Raw genomic sequence first — 13,836 nt, 5'->3', positions numbered from 1 at the left:
CAGTTTGAGACCCCACTCGCTAGCCGAGCCGCTTGATCAAGGCGTGGATATTTTCAATGCCGCGCCGAATGTTTTCGAGTGAGTTGGCATAGGAGATGCGCAAATAACCATCGGCGCCAAAGGCTGAGCCGGCCGTTACCACGACATGGGCTTCTTCCAGCAGCCGTTGGGCGAAATCCACATCGCGGATTCCGGCCCGTTCAAGGACGCCGGAAACATCGGGGAAGGCATAGAACGCGCCTTCCGGTTGGCGACAGCGCGCGCCCGGCAGCGCCGCCAGTGCCGGAACGATCCAATCGCGCCGGGCTTGATATTCGGCCAGCATGGTTGCCACGGAAGCCTGGCTTCCCCGGAGGGCTTCAATGGCCGCCCACTGGGCAAAGGTCGTCGGATTGGAGGTCGAGTGGCTTTGCACCTTGGTCATTTCGGCAATCCAGTCAGGGTGCGCCAGCGCATAGCCAATCCGCCAACCGGTCATGGCGTAGGTCTTTGAAAGCGAGCCGGAGACCAGGACCCGCTCCCGTAGCTCCGGTGGCAGACTGGCGGCCGAAAAGGGACGCGCCGGTGGATAGACAAACTTGTAATAGCACTCGTCGGAAATCAGCCACAGGTCGCGCGCCGCGCACAGTTCGGCAATCTGGCGGATGGCATCCGGCGCGATGACCACGCCAGACGGGTTGGACGGCGAGTTGACGATGACAACTTTGGTGCGTGGCGTCAGAACGCGCTCGATCATGTCGGCCGTGAGCTGAAAACCGTGCTCGTGGGTTGGAATGAACACGCTGACCCCACCGCAAAACGCTACGATTTCAGGAAACGTGACCCAGTATGGCGCCGGAATGATGACTTCGTCGCCGGGGTTCAGGATGCTCACGAGGGCATTGAAGAGCGTCTGCTTGCCACCGGCCGAGACGATGACCGAGCTGAGGGGGTATCGCGTCCCGGTTTCGTGGGCGATGTAATCCGCAATGGCCTGCTTGAGTTCGGTTGTCCCCGATGCCGGCGTGTAGCGGGTCTTGCCTTCGTTGAGCGCCTGGATGGCCGCCTGGCGGATGTTTTCGGGCGTGTCGAAATCTGGCTCGCCCGCGCCCAAGTCAATCACTGCGTGTCCCTGGGCGCGCAGCCGCGCGGCGGCGGCCGTCGCGGCCATCGTCGAGGAAGATTGCATGTGGTCGAGCCGCAGGGCGCGTCGAAACGTAACCATAACTACTCCTGAAATACTCCTGAAGTCGTTGGCCTGGAACTTGTCGGTGCGCGATTCTGAACAAAAATGGCTTGCCTGTCGAGTCGTCGCCAAGGTGAGCCGTCCTCACACCGGCCGCCGAAGCCGGATGCGGCAAGGCATGGGCCTGGCTGCTCACTTGCCGACGGCGCTGTGTCTCCGTCACACTGTTTTGGCAGCCTCTAGCCGGCCGGTCCGGTCCGGGTTGGCTTGGGTTGGCGAGTTCAACCTTCGTAACCTTGCGCCGAAAACCTTTGTCGCTTTTGCCATGAGGAAGCCATGCCGTTGCCTTCGCTGAGCGATTTTCTGAAAAGCACGATGCGCGAGCTTGCCACCCGTTGGCAGGTGGCGCTCGATGACCACGTGCTGGCCCTGCACTGGGCGCCGGATGGGGATTGGCTGGCGGTACTTTCATCCGCTGGGACGCTCGTCGTACTGGACGGCGCGACGGATGCCATCCGGTGGTCGCGCGCTGCCCACTCGGTCGGCGGCATGGCGCTGCATGGCGCGCCGGATGGCGTCTGGCTGGCAACCGGTGGTCAGGACGGCCGCGCGCGTATCTGGCACGCGGCGACCGGCGAACTGGCGGCTGACCTGCCGGCCGGCGCAAGCTGGGTGGAGCGAGTTGTCTGGAGTCCGCCATACCCGGACGGCAAACCGGTGATGCTCGCCTCGGCGGCCGGCAAGTGCCTGCGCTTCTGGACGCCTGCCGGGGACGTGGTGAGCGAACACACGCGCCATACCAGCACGATTACCGATATGCAGTGGCATCCGGCGCGGCGGTGCCTGGTCACGTCCAGTTACGGGCTGCTCACGGTTTGGCAGCCTGGCGAAACGACGCCCGGCGAAGTCTTTGCCTGGAAGGGTTCGCATCTGACCGTCCGCTGGCGACCGGATGGCAAGTATCTCGTGGTCGGCGACCAGGATGCCACCATTCATGTCTGGGATACGACAACCGGTGAAGACCTAATGATGTCGGGCTATGCCACCAAAGTCCGCGAGCTGGCCTGGCATCCACGCGGGCGGTTTCTGGCGACGGGTGGCGGTTCGGCCGTCACGATTTGGGACTTTTCAGGGCGCGGCCCGGCAGGTTCGACGCCGGTCGTGCTAGAAGGACATGCGGGATTGGTAACGGCGCTGGCCTATCGTCCCGATGGCAAGGCGCTGGCCTCGGGGGGCACGGATGGGTTGCTGCTGTGGCGTCCACCGGAAAAGCCGGGTCGTCCGACAACACCGGTCGGACGCTACACCTTGCCGGAGGGCGTGACCGTCCTGGACTGGCACCCCACCGGAATGTGGCTTGCCGTCGGGAGTCCACAAGGTCTGGTTGTGGCGCTCTCTGGCGAGCCGGCTTGACCAAGGTCACGGCGCCCCAACGTGCTGTCCTTAGCGAAGGCTTTGATGGTCAACCGGTGAGTTGGGACGCTGGCCGCCGGTGCAGACATGGCGGTGTTCTCCCAGCAAACGCGAGCTTGGGCGCAAAAACCACGTGACCCGATGTGCCGAAGATGTGGCTGTCCTTGGGGGGGGCATGGGTGAGAGGCAAGCCACCCTTGGCGGCGTGTGTGCAAGCCCGAACTCGCTCGATATGAAGGTCTGGTTTGGTTTTGCTGGCAGCGAAGACCCTACGGTACGAAAATTGAACTCCGCCAGGAATCGCGCCGATATCGGTTGACCATCGCGTGTGGCAGGCTTGAACCGAGCCGCTCGCAATGCCTTCTCAACTGCAGCTTCAAGCCCGTAGCCGGCCCATCGGGTGATCATAACTTCGCAAACTTGTCCGTCCGCAGTGAGGTGGACCTCTGCCCCGACCGTAGCGGACACTCCGGCGACACGAGCTAGGTTCGTTGGTTCGGGGCGGGGGCGCACCAGTGGAACCGGCGGCGTTACGCCGGGCGGCGAGTCGGCCAGGCGGAAATCCACATCTGCTTGGCAGGTGGCAGTTTGCCCGGCCGAACCCAAAAGCTGGGTCTGTATCGTCCGCCAGCCGGCACTCAGTTTTCCGGCTGCGGTTGTCACCAGTGGCGCTACGGTCGGAAGAAACCCCAGCTCGCTTTCGGTGAAGTCAAGATGCTCGCTGGCAACAAGCTGTCCGGTGCGGGTAGCCACGGCGAACAGATGCAGTGAACCGCCAATGACGGTTTGGCGGTTGGGCGCGCTGCGTTCGCCGCGGCGCAACGCCACCAGGACGTAACCTTCGCTCCCGACGCGCGCACCAAGCGCCTGCGCTTCGATGCAGGTTGGATTGAAGTTGAGGTCGGCAACCGGTGGCGCGGCTGAACGGGTTCGCGCGCGCGGCAGTACGCCTAACCCCTGGCGAGCCAGAGCCTGCTCGACCACATCGAGCACGGTGTCCGCCGAGACCCCGCCAACTTCGTCTGTGATGTGTGGAGGAAGTACGGCTACGGTAAATGGTTTTTGCTCTTGGGCTTGCCCATAAAGAACGAACCCTGCCAACCAGACGCAAGAAAAAAACAGCCGCCGGCGCATGACGGTTTGCTCCTGAAACGTGTATTGTGTATTCCGGCGTTTTGGCCGCTATCTCTGGGTCACCATGACATCTACTGCTATCCCAAAGTACGCATCGGCTGTGATCTTACTCCGGCCAGACCAGGCTGGCGACTGGCGCTTTTTCTGGGCCAAGCGGGCTGAAGCAACTCCGTTTCTAGGTGGCTACCATGCCTTTCTTGGCGGCCGCCGCGACCCCGAAGATAGCCAGGTGGCTGTCTGTCACGCGACTGACGCCGAACACGCCGCCCAGTGTGCCTGCGCCGCGCGGGAAGTCTTTGAGGAATCGGGTGTTCTGTTGGCCGAAAGCCGGCTGACGACGACTGAAAGCCGGCTGGCCGTTCGCGCTGACCTGATGGCCGGACGCCTGACGTTTGCGGAAGTTTGCGCGCGATTTGCCGTCACGATTGACGCGCGCCGCTTCATACCGGCCGGACGCTGGGTGACACCGGTGGGCGTGCCACGGCGCTATGACACCACGTTTTTCATCAGTCAACTCGACTGGCAACAGGAGCCGCACCTTTGGGCAGAGGAGATGGTTGATGGGCAATGGGTGACGCCGAGCGAGGCGCTCGCCGCTTGGGCGCGGGGCGAGGTACGGCTGGTGCCCCCGACACTCCACAGCGTGCGCAGTCTGTTTCGGTGGACTTCCGAAGCGGCTGCGCAACAAGCTGATTTTGAACGCTTACGCTTCCTCTTCCACGATCACCCGGCCGCGCAGGGTGCGCCACCGGAATTCATCGAACTGGCACCTGGAATTGTCACCTTTCCGGTCCGAACGCCAACACTGCCGCCAGCAACCCATACCAACTGCTATGTCATCGGCGACCGGGAACTCGTGGTGATTGACCCGGCGTCCCCCTATTCTGATGAACAGGCTCGGCTGGACGCCTACGTGACCCAGCTCGCTGACCAGACTGGAGCAGCGATTCGGGAAATTTGGCTAACGCACCACCACCCAGACCATGTTGGTGGCGCGGCACATTTGAGTCGGCGCTGGAACGCACCGGTAGCTGCGCATCCCCTCACTGCGCAACTGTTGGGTGATGAGGTGTGCATCTCAAGGTTTCTCCGGGATGGCGATACGGTTGACGTGCCGGCCGCGTCAACCTCGGTGGCGTATGGCGTTGTGCCACCAGCCTGGCCGGGATGGCGGCTTCGCGCCGTATTCACGCCCGGCCATGCCCGCGGCCATCTGTGCTTTTTCGAGGAAACGACCGGCATCTTGTTTAGTGGCGACATGGTGGTTGGCCTGGGGAGCGTCCTGATTGACCCCGATGAGGGTGACATGGCCGATTATTTGGCTTCACTACGGCGATTGCTGGATTTGCCAGTCCGCTTGATTGCCGGGGGTCACGGGCCGGCGCTGAACGAGCCGCGCACTGTCATCCACAGTTACATCGCGCACCGCCAGCAACGCGAAGCCAGCATTCTGGCGGCGCTCCGGGAAGGAAAAACGACTGTGCCGGAGCTAGTGGCGACGGTCTATGCCGAGATGCCGGCCGCGCTACACCCCTTGGCGACGCGCTCCGTCCAGTCCCACCTCATCAAGTTGCTTCGGGAAGGTAAGGTTCACCGACACGCCAACGGAAGCCTGAAGCGCATCTAGAAGTTGTTACCGAAACCACTTGTTTCAAACCTAAAGCGTAGCCGTCTCCAGACATATCACTTCAACGCGCGTCCGATGCCATGCGGTTGAGCCAAGCCGCGAGAGCCTCTGCGTCAGGAAGGTCAAAGAGGTCGTCGGCCAGCCGTTCGAGGGCATCGCGTCCCAGGGTCTGCACACGCGAGATGGTTTCCAACGGCAACGCCCCAAACTTGCGCTGCAGCAGGCGGGTCATCAAGAGGCGTTCGTGAGCCAACCCCTGCTCACGCCCCTGTTCGAGTCCTTGTTCGAGTCCCTGTTCGAGTCCCTGTTCGAGTCCCTGTTCAAGCCCTTGTTCAAGCCCTTGCCGGAGTCCTTCAGCATGACCTTCCTGCAAGATCATCTGATACACACTCGATTCCCGTAGCTGTTCCAATCGAATCATCGCCGCTCCTCCCAAGACCCCAATTAGCGCCTCAATATCATACCGAAGTCCACCCAGTACCAAAAAGTGCAACTGTAGCTCCTGCCGCTGCTTGGCATCGGCTACATCCCGCAACCGCTCTGCCGCCTGCGCCAGCGCCACCGGCTCACCCCGCATGAGCGGCACCAGCGGAAGCAAAGCCGGTTGCCCGGTTGCCAACGCCTGCTCTGCCGCCAGTTCCCACAACTTCACCACCCCATACCTCAAGCTCAGGCGTAACTGTCCCAGCTCAACCGTCGCTTCCGTCGGGATGGGGTCGGGGCTCCCCCGTGCCGTCAGCAGCACCAGAAATGTCCGCACCGGCACGTTTTTGTGGACAATCCGCAAGCGGTCGGCGTAGTCCACCAGCCGCTGGGGTATCTCCGGGTCGTAGCGAGTTTGGACTTCAATGTGGGCAATCCAACGCTCCTCCCCAGATTCAATCAAGTAGATTTCATCGGGAATGCGGGTGGAAGTGATGAGTTCCCTGGCCAGCGGGGTGATGGCGGCCGGGGCATCGGGTGGGAGTGCGCCGACGAGAACCAGCAGGGCGCGGGGGTCGGCATCGGCGAGGTACTTGAAGGCCTGGTCGTAGGCGTTGTGGTGGGCCGCGTCGGTCATCAGTCAGACAGTAGCACACCGGTGACTGCTATCTCTGAAAGTGCGTCTAAAAGGTCAGGTTTGACCGGCCAGCCGGCGATGTGAGGCAGTGTTTGAGCGCAAAACCGTCACAGGGTCCGGCCCCCGCGCCAGCCTGCCACACTGTCCCGGACAGACCATGGCCAAGCCTATCGGCCCAAGCGTACCTTGAGGATGCATGGATGAGACTGCGCCCACGCCCTCACGGCGTGGCTAAAGGCATTGGCGCTTCGTGCCGTGGCGTGCCATGGGTGGGTAGGCCAGGGCGTGCGGTTTGGGCGTTTTCAGACGCACACTCACAGCTTGCCGACATTGCCGGAACCGGCATACTCCGAGCTGACCGCCATGCGAAGCTGCTTGTTTTGCACCGAAACGCCAACGAAACGGCTGCCACAAACCGGGCAAAACATGGGGTCGCCAGACTTTGGCGCCGGCCAGTCAGTCCGGGTCGGCTTGAAGTGCGCCGCCTTCATTTCAACCGGCTCCGGCCCAACGTAGGTGTAGATTTCTGAGTTGCAAAATGTACAGATGACAGGCTTCATGAGCGTTGCTTTGGTTCTTGTGAGCGAAAAGATATTCCAACCTAGTTTCCAACAAATTCGACGCCGAGCTTAGTGTGGGCTGTGGGCCTGAGGCAATCCCTCTTTGTGTGCCTCACTCGTGCGTATGTCGGCGGCCCTGACGCAAGGGAATGCTTGGCACAGGCTTGAAATAGCCTACCCAAACCTACCTATGTTGACCGTACTGAAGTTCGCTAAGCGTCCACGGACCTGCTGGTTGCTCCCCGTCGGCGTGGCTCTGCTGGTCTATGCCAACACCTTGGCCAATGGCTTCACCTATGACGACACACCGATCATTGTCAACAACCCGTTCATCCGATCACTGGTGAATATTCCCAACTTGTTTCTAGCTGGGTACTGGGACCACCGACAAGCTGGGTTGAGCAACTACCGTCCACTTCTAACCACCACGCTCGCACTGGATTATGCCCTCTGGGGGCTGCGTCCCCTCGGCTACCACCTTGTGAATGTCTTGCTCCATGCCGCCAATGTGGGGTGGCTGTTTTACCTCCTCCGGCAGTACCGCGTGACGCCGTGGGCGGCTGGACTGGCGGCGCTGGTCTTTGCCGTGCATCCCGTACATACCGAAGCTGTGGCGAATATCATTGGGCGGGCCGAACTGCTGGGGATGTTTTGTGGTGGAGCGATGTGGTGGAGTTGGCTGCGCGCGCGTCAGGCGTTGCACCAGGCCGGATGGTGGCGGGCGTTGGCGGTGATGGCCTATCTGGCGGCTATGCTGTCAAAGGAAAACATGGTGGTTCTACCGGCCGGGCTGTGGCTCGCCGAGATGTTACGGGTCCGGCGCCGGATTCGGCGGAGCGACTGGTCGGTGCTGTGGCATGTGACGCTGCCACACCTCTGGTTGGCGATGGCCTGGCTACCCTACGCTGGGCTACGCTACTTGAGTGAGCAGGGATTTCGTCCGATGGGCGCACTGGCTGGCAACCCAATGTCCACCCAAACCCTGGGTGAACGCTTGGTCACTATGGCTGGCGTCTCGCTGGAATGGTACCGCCTTGTCACCCTGGGCTTTCCACTCAAACCTTGGTACGACGCTCATAACCTCATCTTGGTACCAGTCTGGGACTGGCGCACCATCCTTGGCGGAGGTATCACCCTGGGCTTGGTGGTTGGGGCGCTGGCGGCGGTGCGCCGGGTGCCGCTGCTGACCTTTGCAGTTGGCTTCTGGTTCATCACGCTCGCTCTGGTCAGTAACGTGATCGTACCGATTTGGACGGCCGTTGGCGAGCGCTGGCTCTATGTCCCGTCCGTGTCCTATGCCATTGCGCTGTCCTGGGCCTTGGTGCGGCTGGGGGGATGTATTGGTCAGTCGGCTACCACGCCCTGGCGGCTGGGAACCAGCGTTGGGCTAGCCCTGGTACTCTTGACGAGCTATGCCTTTGGAGCGGCCCGGCGCAACCTGGACTGGCGCAACGACTTCGTGTTGTTTTCGCGCTTCATGGAAACCGATCCCCAGCACCCATTGCCTTACACGTTCCTGGGCAATGCTTGTCAACTGGCCGATCCTGCACAAGCCCGCCTTTATTACGAGCAGGCACTGGCACGAGAGCCAAGGTTTTTCCTCGCTTTGCTCGGTTTGGCACAGCTTGACTTGCGAAGTGGGCGACTGGAAGACGCACAGGCGACCCTAGCGCAGATGATAGCAACCAAGCCTCCGGAAGTTGTCCCGCTAGATGCCGATTGGGGACTCGCGCATGCCCTCTATGCCCGGACGCTTGCCCTCCAACAGAATGCTGCCAGTGCGTTGGAGCAAATTAGTGAGGCGCGCCGGTACGCGCCACGAGATGCCCCAGCCCTCACCAGTTGCGCCATTGCCTATGTCACGCTGGGCCGGCTGGCCGAGGCAGAAGCGCTGCTGCGTGACGCCATCGCCGATGGCGTGGATACGGCAACCATTCGCTTCAACCTGGGTTCGGTCCTTCTCAAACAAGGCAATCGGGCTGCGGCCAAGCAATACTTCGAGGCGGCCTTGCGCCTTGACCCGAGTTTGTCACCAGCCCGCACCGCGCTCGATACCCTGCGCCAACCGTGACGCCATAGGGCTTCGGCCAAGCTCACCGTCCGGTGCGTTGGCGGGGCATCTCGTCGCCGGAATCGTTGTCGGTACCAGGCTGCCGGCCGCGCCAAATGTCAGCCGGGGTGGCTTGGCGCGCCGTAGTGACGGCATATTCCGTCCCATTCGCGGCAATCGTGATGTCGCCGTGCAGATCGGTGCGATAGACGGTCGCCCCAACGCGCTTCAGGCGGTCGAGCGTCGCCTGGGTCGGGTGTCCATAACGGTTGGTTGCGCCACAGGAGATGATGGCAATGGTCGGCTTGACCTCGCGCAAGAACCGGTCCTTAGTCGAGTGGCGCGAGCCGTGATGCGCCACCTTGAGAACCGTTGCCTGAAGTGGTGCGCCATCCGCCAGGAGACGGTCTTCGGTCTCATCTTCCGCATCGCCAGTAAACAGCATGGAAAAGTTACCGTAATCCAGCCGAACGACAACCGAATTGGCGTTGAGATCGCTGCCGGAGACATTCTGGAGCCACGGTTGACGTGGGCCGAGCACCGACAGCACGATCCCATTGTCGAGGTTGAATTGTTGCCCGGCCTTGGCGATGGTGAGTCGTCCGACATGCTTTTTGACGGCTTCGAGCATCCGGCGGTACGTCAGCGTCGTGTGTTCCTGTCCACTGTCGAGAACGTTTTTGACACTGACCGCTTCAAGCACGTAACCCATGCCGCCGATGTGGTCGGCATGGGGATGGGTAGCAATCACAAGGTCCAGGGACGAAATCTTCTGCTGACGCAGAAACGCTGTCACCCGCGCGCCCGACTCCGCCAAACCGGCGTCAATCAAGACGGTCTTTCGTTCCGGCGTGACAATCAGGTAGCTATCCCCCTGCCCGACATCAATGGCATGGACATACAACACCTTGCCCGTGATCGGGGTTGGCGCAGGGGTCAGTCTGTCCCGAAACTGCCACAGGAACCAGACTGCGGTGGCAACGAGGCCCAGCCCGCCGACAATGAGGAGACCGCCCCGCCAGCCACCTTGTGACTGACGCCGGCGCTGACCAGCGCGCATTGACTTCACTTCTGGCTTTACTTGGCGTAATGCTCATCGGCGAGCTGACGCGCCCGCGCGTTCGCGTTTGGGGTTGTTCGAGCGTCCACTTCAACATCAATATGCTCGAAGCCTTCGAGTCCCTTGACCACGAGTTTCTCCCCGACCTTTTTAGAAAAATCCGGTTCACCCAGGTCATTGCTGCGGTACGCAAAGGTACGCAAAATCACGGCAAATGGCTTGCCATTGGCCAGCCGCCACTCGGCCTTACGTCCTTTTTCCCTGGCGTAGTTCGGCGCTTGGTCGCTGGCAATCGGCCGCGAAAATCGCCCATCACGGGATTCGACCAAAATATCTGCCGCAAAGGCGCTAAAGCTGATGGTGAGACGATAGCCGCCCTGGCCTGGGCAAATCATGGGCGCATCACTCCCTTCCGCGCCTGACCGAGCATAACGGCACTGGGTGTTCAGGTCAGTGTAGGCGCTTGTGAAGACCACTGGCGCGGCCGCTCGGCTCGGTATCGCCAAGAGCAGACAAGCTAGCACCAGGAGCGCCGTGAGTCCGAGTCGGGTGGTGGACTGGTAAGTGCGGGTCATATAGCGTTTCACTCCGTGGGATGTGCCTTTTCAAGCGCGGCAAGCCGCGCTTCAAGGGCGTGAATGTATTTGAGTAAGTCAGGAAGTTTTGCCTGGGCCGCCGAAACACGCAGCCACTGGCGACGGTCAACCGCCGGATAGCCAGCGACTTGGCGTCCGGCCGGCACATCATTTGGGATGCCGCTCTGGGCCAGCGCCGTCACTCCATCCCCAATGGTCAGGTGTCCGGCGACGCCGACCTGTCCGGCCAGAATCACCCGCGACCCAATCGTAGCGCTCCCGGCAATGCCGACCTGAGCGCAGAGGAGGGTATCTTCACCCACTTCGACGGCATGGCCGATTTGCACGAGGTTGTCGAGTTTCGCGCCCCGCCGGATGCGGGTTTCGCCCACACTGGCGCGGTCAATCTGCGTGCCCGCGCCAATCTCCACGTCGTCTTCGATGATGACCCGTCCGCCCTGGGGAATTTTTTCCCACCGTCCGTCCGGGCGCTTGGCGTAGCCAAATCCGTCACAGCCAACGGTGACGTGATTGTGGACGATGACCCGGCGTCCGAGTTCGACTTGTTCCCGAATGACGACATGGGCATGGAGAACGCAGTCATCGCCGATGCGCGCGCCGTCGTAAACAACCGTGTGCGGGTAGAGCGCCGCCCGGTCGCCGAGCACAACGCCGGCGCCAATGACGACATAGGGACCTATCCTGACCTCCTGTCCGATCTGGGCCGAGGGCGCAATGACGGCTGTTGGATGAATACCGGGGGGCGGGAGTGGCGATTGGTAAAACCACTGCGCCACCTGCGCAAAGGCCAGGTAGGCATCCGGCGCGCGCAAAACCGGGCACGGAATGCCGTCCGCCGAAACACCGTGGCTGAGAATTACAGCGGCCGCGCGGGTGGCACGGGCTTTGGCGGCGTATCGCGCATTCGATAGAAAGGTGAGGTCGGTCGGCCCGGCATCGTCGAGGCCGGCGACACCGGTAATCATCGCATCTGCTGTGGCATCCAAGCCTTCCACGGCGTAGCCAAAGGCGGCTGCAATTTCACGTAGGGCGTGTCCCGACTGGGTATTGGTCATGACTTAGGTTGACGAAGCCGCCGTCTTGACGACTTCAAGTTCAAAGTAAATCTCTTTCCCACGCGCGATGGCGTTGCCGTATTGTTCCCAGAAGCGCCGCAAGAAACGCCAGCCAGCATGACGCCGATCCAAGTTGACGAGCCATTCGATGCCGCAGGCGCGCCACAGGTTGAGTAGGGTAACGTATGGCGGGCGCTGGTGAAAACGCGCCGAGGCGTAGAAATCAAACACCTCGTTGCCCACAGTCAAGTTGCGAAAGGAATAGCTGTTCAAGTGGTTGCGGTGCGTCAAGTCGGTGGCGAAATCGGGATTCGTCCAGTGTGGCGCTACCAACAGAACCCACCCACCCGGCCGCACGATGCGATGCAGTTCGGTGATGACGGCCAGCGGCGCTTGTACATGCTCGATGACGTGCCGCCCGATCACCGCATCAAAGCTGCTTTCGGCAAAAGGGTAAGGCACGTCATCGAGGTCATGGACGACGTCGGCGTCTACTTGTGGGTTGGCATCCAGCCCAACCGCGCCCGGCGTTTTGTGGCGTCCGCATCCAATATCGAGCACCCGCTGACCATCCAGCCGCGTGATCCACTGGGCCAGAACATCAGGCATAGATGCCGCGTAGGGAAAGGTCGCGGCCCATGTGCTGGACGCCCAGAATATAGCTGGCTTCCCGGAGGCTCACGCTATGCTCCTCGCCAACCTTGACCACATTCCGATACATGGCCACGACCCGATCACGGAGACGTTCGAGTACGATATGCCGTCGCCAACGGAAACCAATCCGGTTCTGTACCCACTCGAAGTAGCGCACGATGATGCCCCCCGATTCACCCATGATGGCGGGAATGACATAAATGTCGGAGTTATCGAGAACTTCGCTGGCTTCGGACGTACTGGCGCCATAGGCCGCTTCGCATAAGATGCGGCAGCGCAGGTTTTTGACATTGTCTGCCGTGATCTGGTTCTGCAAATAGGCTGGCACCAGCACGTCACAGTCAAGGGACAGGAGTTCAGCATCCGTAAGAGCATCGGCTTCCTTGTAGCCGGCCAACGAGCCAGTGCGCGTGAAGTAGTCCAGCACGTCGGGAATGTTGAGTCCATCAGGACGATAGACCCCGCCGCCGGAGTCGGTGATGGCGATGACGTTATAGCCGGCTTCATGAAGGAGCACTGCGGCGGAGCCGCCACGGCGACCGGCGCCCTGGATGGCGACGCTCGTTTGAGTTGGTTGCCGCCCAAGGTGTTTGAGCGCCGCGTCAAGCAAGCACCATACGCCGTAGCCAATTGATTCGTGCGAGCCATGCGAGCCGCCTAGTTCCAGCGGTTTGCCGGTCACGATGGCTGTAACCGTCTGCCGGGCGTGCATGGAATAGGTGTCCATGATCCAGGCCATGACCTGCTGGTCCGTGCTGAAATCCGGCGAGAGGATGTCGCGTTCGGTGCCGATGATGTCGAGAATCTCAACTACGTAGCGCCGAGTGAGGCGTTCAAGTTCCTGGCTCGACATGGTGGATGGGTCACACACAATGCCGCCCATCGAGCCGCCAAATGGCACGTCAGCCACGGCCGCCGTCAAGGTAGCCCACAGGGCCAGGGCGCGCAGGTCGTCTAGCGTCAGGTCTGGGCGGTAGCGAAGTCCACCTTGCATCGGACCCATCGCCACATGATGCTGCACGCGGTAGCCCGGAAAGATATGGATCTCGCCAGAGTCGAGTTGCACCGGCAAGTTGACAGCCAACTCCCGGCTTGGAAGCCCCAGAATGAGGCGATAGTTTGGATCGAGGTTCAGAATATCGGCAGCCCGGTTGAAATACTTGCTCACGACGCGGGTCATGCGTGACTGACCATCGCTGGTAGCGTCGAGTTGCGGGAGCGAGTGCGAGGACAGTGAAAGTAGGGGGTTACTCATAAACGGTTCCTTGGGGTTTGAATCCTGGCGGCGGGTGGGCGCGCTACCGATGGCATTACACCAGTAGTTTTACACCGATTCCGGCGGTTGTGGGTAATTTATCGTTTCCAAATCCACGATCCTGATACACAAAAACTGCCCGGCGTGAGCTACGTTGTCCTTAGTGCTGCCCAAGCAGCCGACTGAAACCGAGCGCCGCGCCGCGTC

Annotated in this window: 12 protein-coding genes; 3 read left to right on the top strand and 9 right to left on the bottom strand. The window is 61.4% G+C overall.

What is annotated here, in order from left to right; genetic code table 11:
• Window positions 1-19 precede the first annotated feature (19 nt).
• The gene (locus J8C06_RS10355; protein ID WP_211428618.1) at window positions 20-1,204 is read right to left on the bottom strand and encodes a pyridoxal phosphate-dependent aminotransferase; all 1,185 of its coding nucleotides are present in this window, start codon (window positions 1,202-1,204) and stop codon (window positions 20-22) included.
• Window positions 1,205-1,501: 297 nt separating this feature from the next.
• On the opposite strand from J8C06_RS10355, the gene J8C06_RS10350 reads away from it, so the two are divergent.
• Window positions 1,502-2,578 (top strand): WD40 repeat domain-containing protein, encoded by a 1,077-nt coding sequence (locus tag J8C06_RS10350; protein WP_211428617.1) that lies wholly within the window; start codon window positions 1,502-1,504, stop codon window positions 2,576-2,578.
• 30 nt (window positions 2,579-2,608) lie between these two features.
• On the opposite strand, the gene J8C06_RS10345 is transcribed toward J8C06_RS10350, so the two are convergent.
• Window positions 2,609-3,712: an energy transducer TonB gene (locus J8C06_RS10345; RefSeq protein ID WP_211428616.1), complete on the bottom strand. Its 1,104-nt coding sequence runs from the start codon at window positions 3,710-3,712 to the stop codon at window positions 2,609-2,611.
• 64 nt (window positions 3,713-3,776) lie between these two features.
• On the opposite strand from J8C06_RS10345, the gene J8C06_RS10340 reads away from it, so the two are divergent.
• The gene (locus J8C06_RS10340) at window positions 3,777-5,339 is read left to right on the top strand and encodes an MBL fold metallo-hydrolase (protein ID WP_211428615.1); all 1,563 of its coding nucleotides are present in this window, start codon (window positions 3,777-3,779) and stop codon (window positions 5,337-5,339) included.
• A 61-nt stretch (window positions 5,340-5,400) separates the two neighbouring features.
• Here J8C06_RS10340 and J8C06_RS10335 read toward each other — a convergent pair whose 3' ends face one another.
• Together J8C06_RS10335 and J8C06_RS10330 are read right to left on the bottom strand one after the other, a co-directional pair.
• On the bottom strand, window positions 5,401-6,399 hold the full coding sequence (locus J8C06_RS10335) for a DUF4351 domain-containing protein (protein ID WP_211428614.1): 999 nt from the start codon (window positions 6,397-6,399) through the stop codon (window positions 5,401-5,403).
• Between the two features lie 314 nt (window positions 6,400-6,713).
• Window positions 6,714-6,959 (bottom strand): hypothetical protein, encoded by a 246-nt coding sequence (locus J8C06_RS10330; protein WP_211428613.1) that lies wholly within the window; start codon window positions 6,957-6,959, stop codon window positions 6,714-6,716.
• A gap of 190 nt (window positions 6,960-7,149) precedes the next feature.
• On the opposite strand from J8C06_RS10330, the gene J8C06_RS10325 reads away from it, so the two are divergent.
• Complete coding sequence (locus J8C06_RS10325; RefSeq protein WP_211428612.1) at window positions 7,150-9,030, top strand: tetratricopeptide repeat protein; 1,881 nt, start codon at window positions 7,150-7,152, stop codon at window positions 9,028-9,030.
• 22 nt (window positions 9,031-9,052) lie between these two features.
• On the opposite strand, the gene J8C06_RS10320 is transcribed toward J8C06_RS10325, so the two are convergent.
• The 5 genes from J8C06_RS10320 to J8C06_RS10300 are packed head-to-tail and all read right to left on the bottom strand — an operon-like array spanning window position 9,053 to window position 13,629.
• Complete coding sequence (locus J8C06_RS10320) at window positions 9,053-10,069, bottom strand: ComEC/Rec2 family competence protein (RefSeq protein ID WP_211428611.1); 1,017 nt, start codon at window positions 10,067-10,069, stop codon at window positions 9,053-9,055.
• A 17-nt stretch (window positions 10,070-10,086) separates the two neighbouring features.
• A complete protein-coding gene (locus J8C06_RS10315) occupies window positions 10,087-10,644 on the bottom strand; it encodes a hypothetical protein (protein ID WP_211428610.1) in 558 nt (185 codons plus the stop codon).
• A gap of 8 nt (window positions 10,645-10,652) precedes the next feature.
• Window positions 10,653-11,720, bottom strand: coding sequence for a UDP-3-O-(3-hydroxymyristoyl)glucosamine N-acyltransferase (gene lpxD, locus J8C06_RS10310; RefSeq protein ID WP_211428609.1), 1,068 nt, complete (start codon window positions 11,718-11,720; stop codon window positions 10,653-10,655).
• 3 nt (window positions 11,721-11,723) lie between these two features.
• Window positions 11,724-12,329 carry a class I SAM-dependent methyltransferase gene (locus J8C06_RS10305; protein WP_211428608.1) on the bottom strand — a complete coding sequence of 202 codons (606 nt, stop codon included), beginning with the start codon at window positions 12,327-12,329 and terminating at the stop codon, window positions 11,724-11,726.
• Entirely contained in the window at window positions 12,322-13,629 is a 1,308-nt protein-coding gene (locus J8C06_RS10300; RefSeq protein ID WP_246602032.1) for a Glu/Leu/Phe/Val family dehydrogenase, read from the bottom strand. The genes J8C06_RS10305 and J8C06_RS10300 overlap by 8 nt, the downstream gene beginning before the upstream one ends.
• Window positions 13,630-13,836 lie beyond the last annotated feature (207 nt).

The sequence above is a fragment of the Chloracidobacterium validum genome (assembly GCF_018304825.1).
Classification (GTDB): domain Bacteria; phylum Acidobacteriota; class Blastocatellia; order Chloracidobacteriales; family Chloracidobacteriaceae; genus Chloracidobacterium; species Chloracidobacterium validum.
The sequence above is the reverse complement of the archived record's forward strand: the minus strand, read 5'-3'. Positions and strand labels throughout refer to the sequence as shown.

Excerpts from the sequence above, each read along its gene's own strand:
- J8C06_RS10355 (WP_211428618.1), bottom strand. The coding sequence starts at position 1,204 with ATGGTTACGTTTCGACGCGCCCTGCGGCTCGACCACATGCAATCTTCC.
- J8C06_RS10350 (WP_211428617.1), top strand. The coding sequence starts at position 1,502 with ATGCCGTTGCCTTCGCTGAGCGATTTTCTGAAAAGCACGATGCGCGAG.
- J8C06_RS10345 (WP_211428616.1), bottom strand. The coding sequence starts at position 3,712 with ATGCGCCGGCGGCTGTTTTTTTCTTGCGTCTGGTTGGCAGGGTTCGTT.
- J8C06_RS10340 (WP_211428615.1), top strand. The coding sequence starts at position 3,777 with ATGACATCTACTGCTATCCCAAAGTACGCATCGGCTGTGATCTTACTC.
- J8C06_RS10335 (WP_211428614.1), bottom strand. The coding sequence starts at position 6,399 with ATGACCGACGCGGCCCACCACAACGCCTACGACCAGGCCTTCAAGTAC.
- J8C06_RS10330 (WP_211428613.1), bottom strand. The coding sequence starts at position 6,959 with ATGAAGCCTGTCATCTGTACATTTTGCAACTCAGAAATCTACACCTAC.
- J8C06_RS10325 (WP_211428612.1), top strand. The coding sequence starts at position 7,150 with ATGTTGACCGTACTGAAGTTCGCTAAGCGTCCACGGACCTGCTGGTTG.
- J8C06_RS10320 (WP_211428611.1), bottom strand. The coding sequence starts at position 10,069 with ATGCGCGCTGGTCAGCGCCGGCGTCAGTCACAAGGTGGCTGGCGGGGC.
- J8C06_RS10315 (WP_211428610.1), bottom strand. The coding sequence starts at position 10,644 with ATGACCCGCACTTACCAGTCCACCACCCGACTCGGACTCACGGCGCTC.
- lpxD (WP_211428609.1), bottom strand. The coding sequence starts at position 11,720 with ATGACCAATACCCAGTCGGGACACGCCCTACGTGAAATTGCAGCCGCC.
- J8C06_RS10305 (WP_211428608.1), bottom strand. The coding sequence starts at position 12,329 with ATGCCTGATGTTCTGGCCCAGTGGATCACGCGGCTGGATGGTCAGCGG.
- J8C06_RS10300 (WP_246602032.1), bottom strand. The coding sequence starts at position 13,629 with ATGAGTAACCCCCTACTTTCACTGTCCTCGCACTCGCTCCCGCAACTC.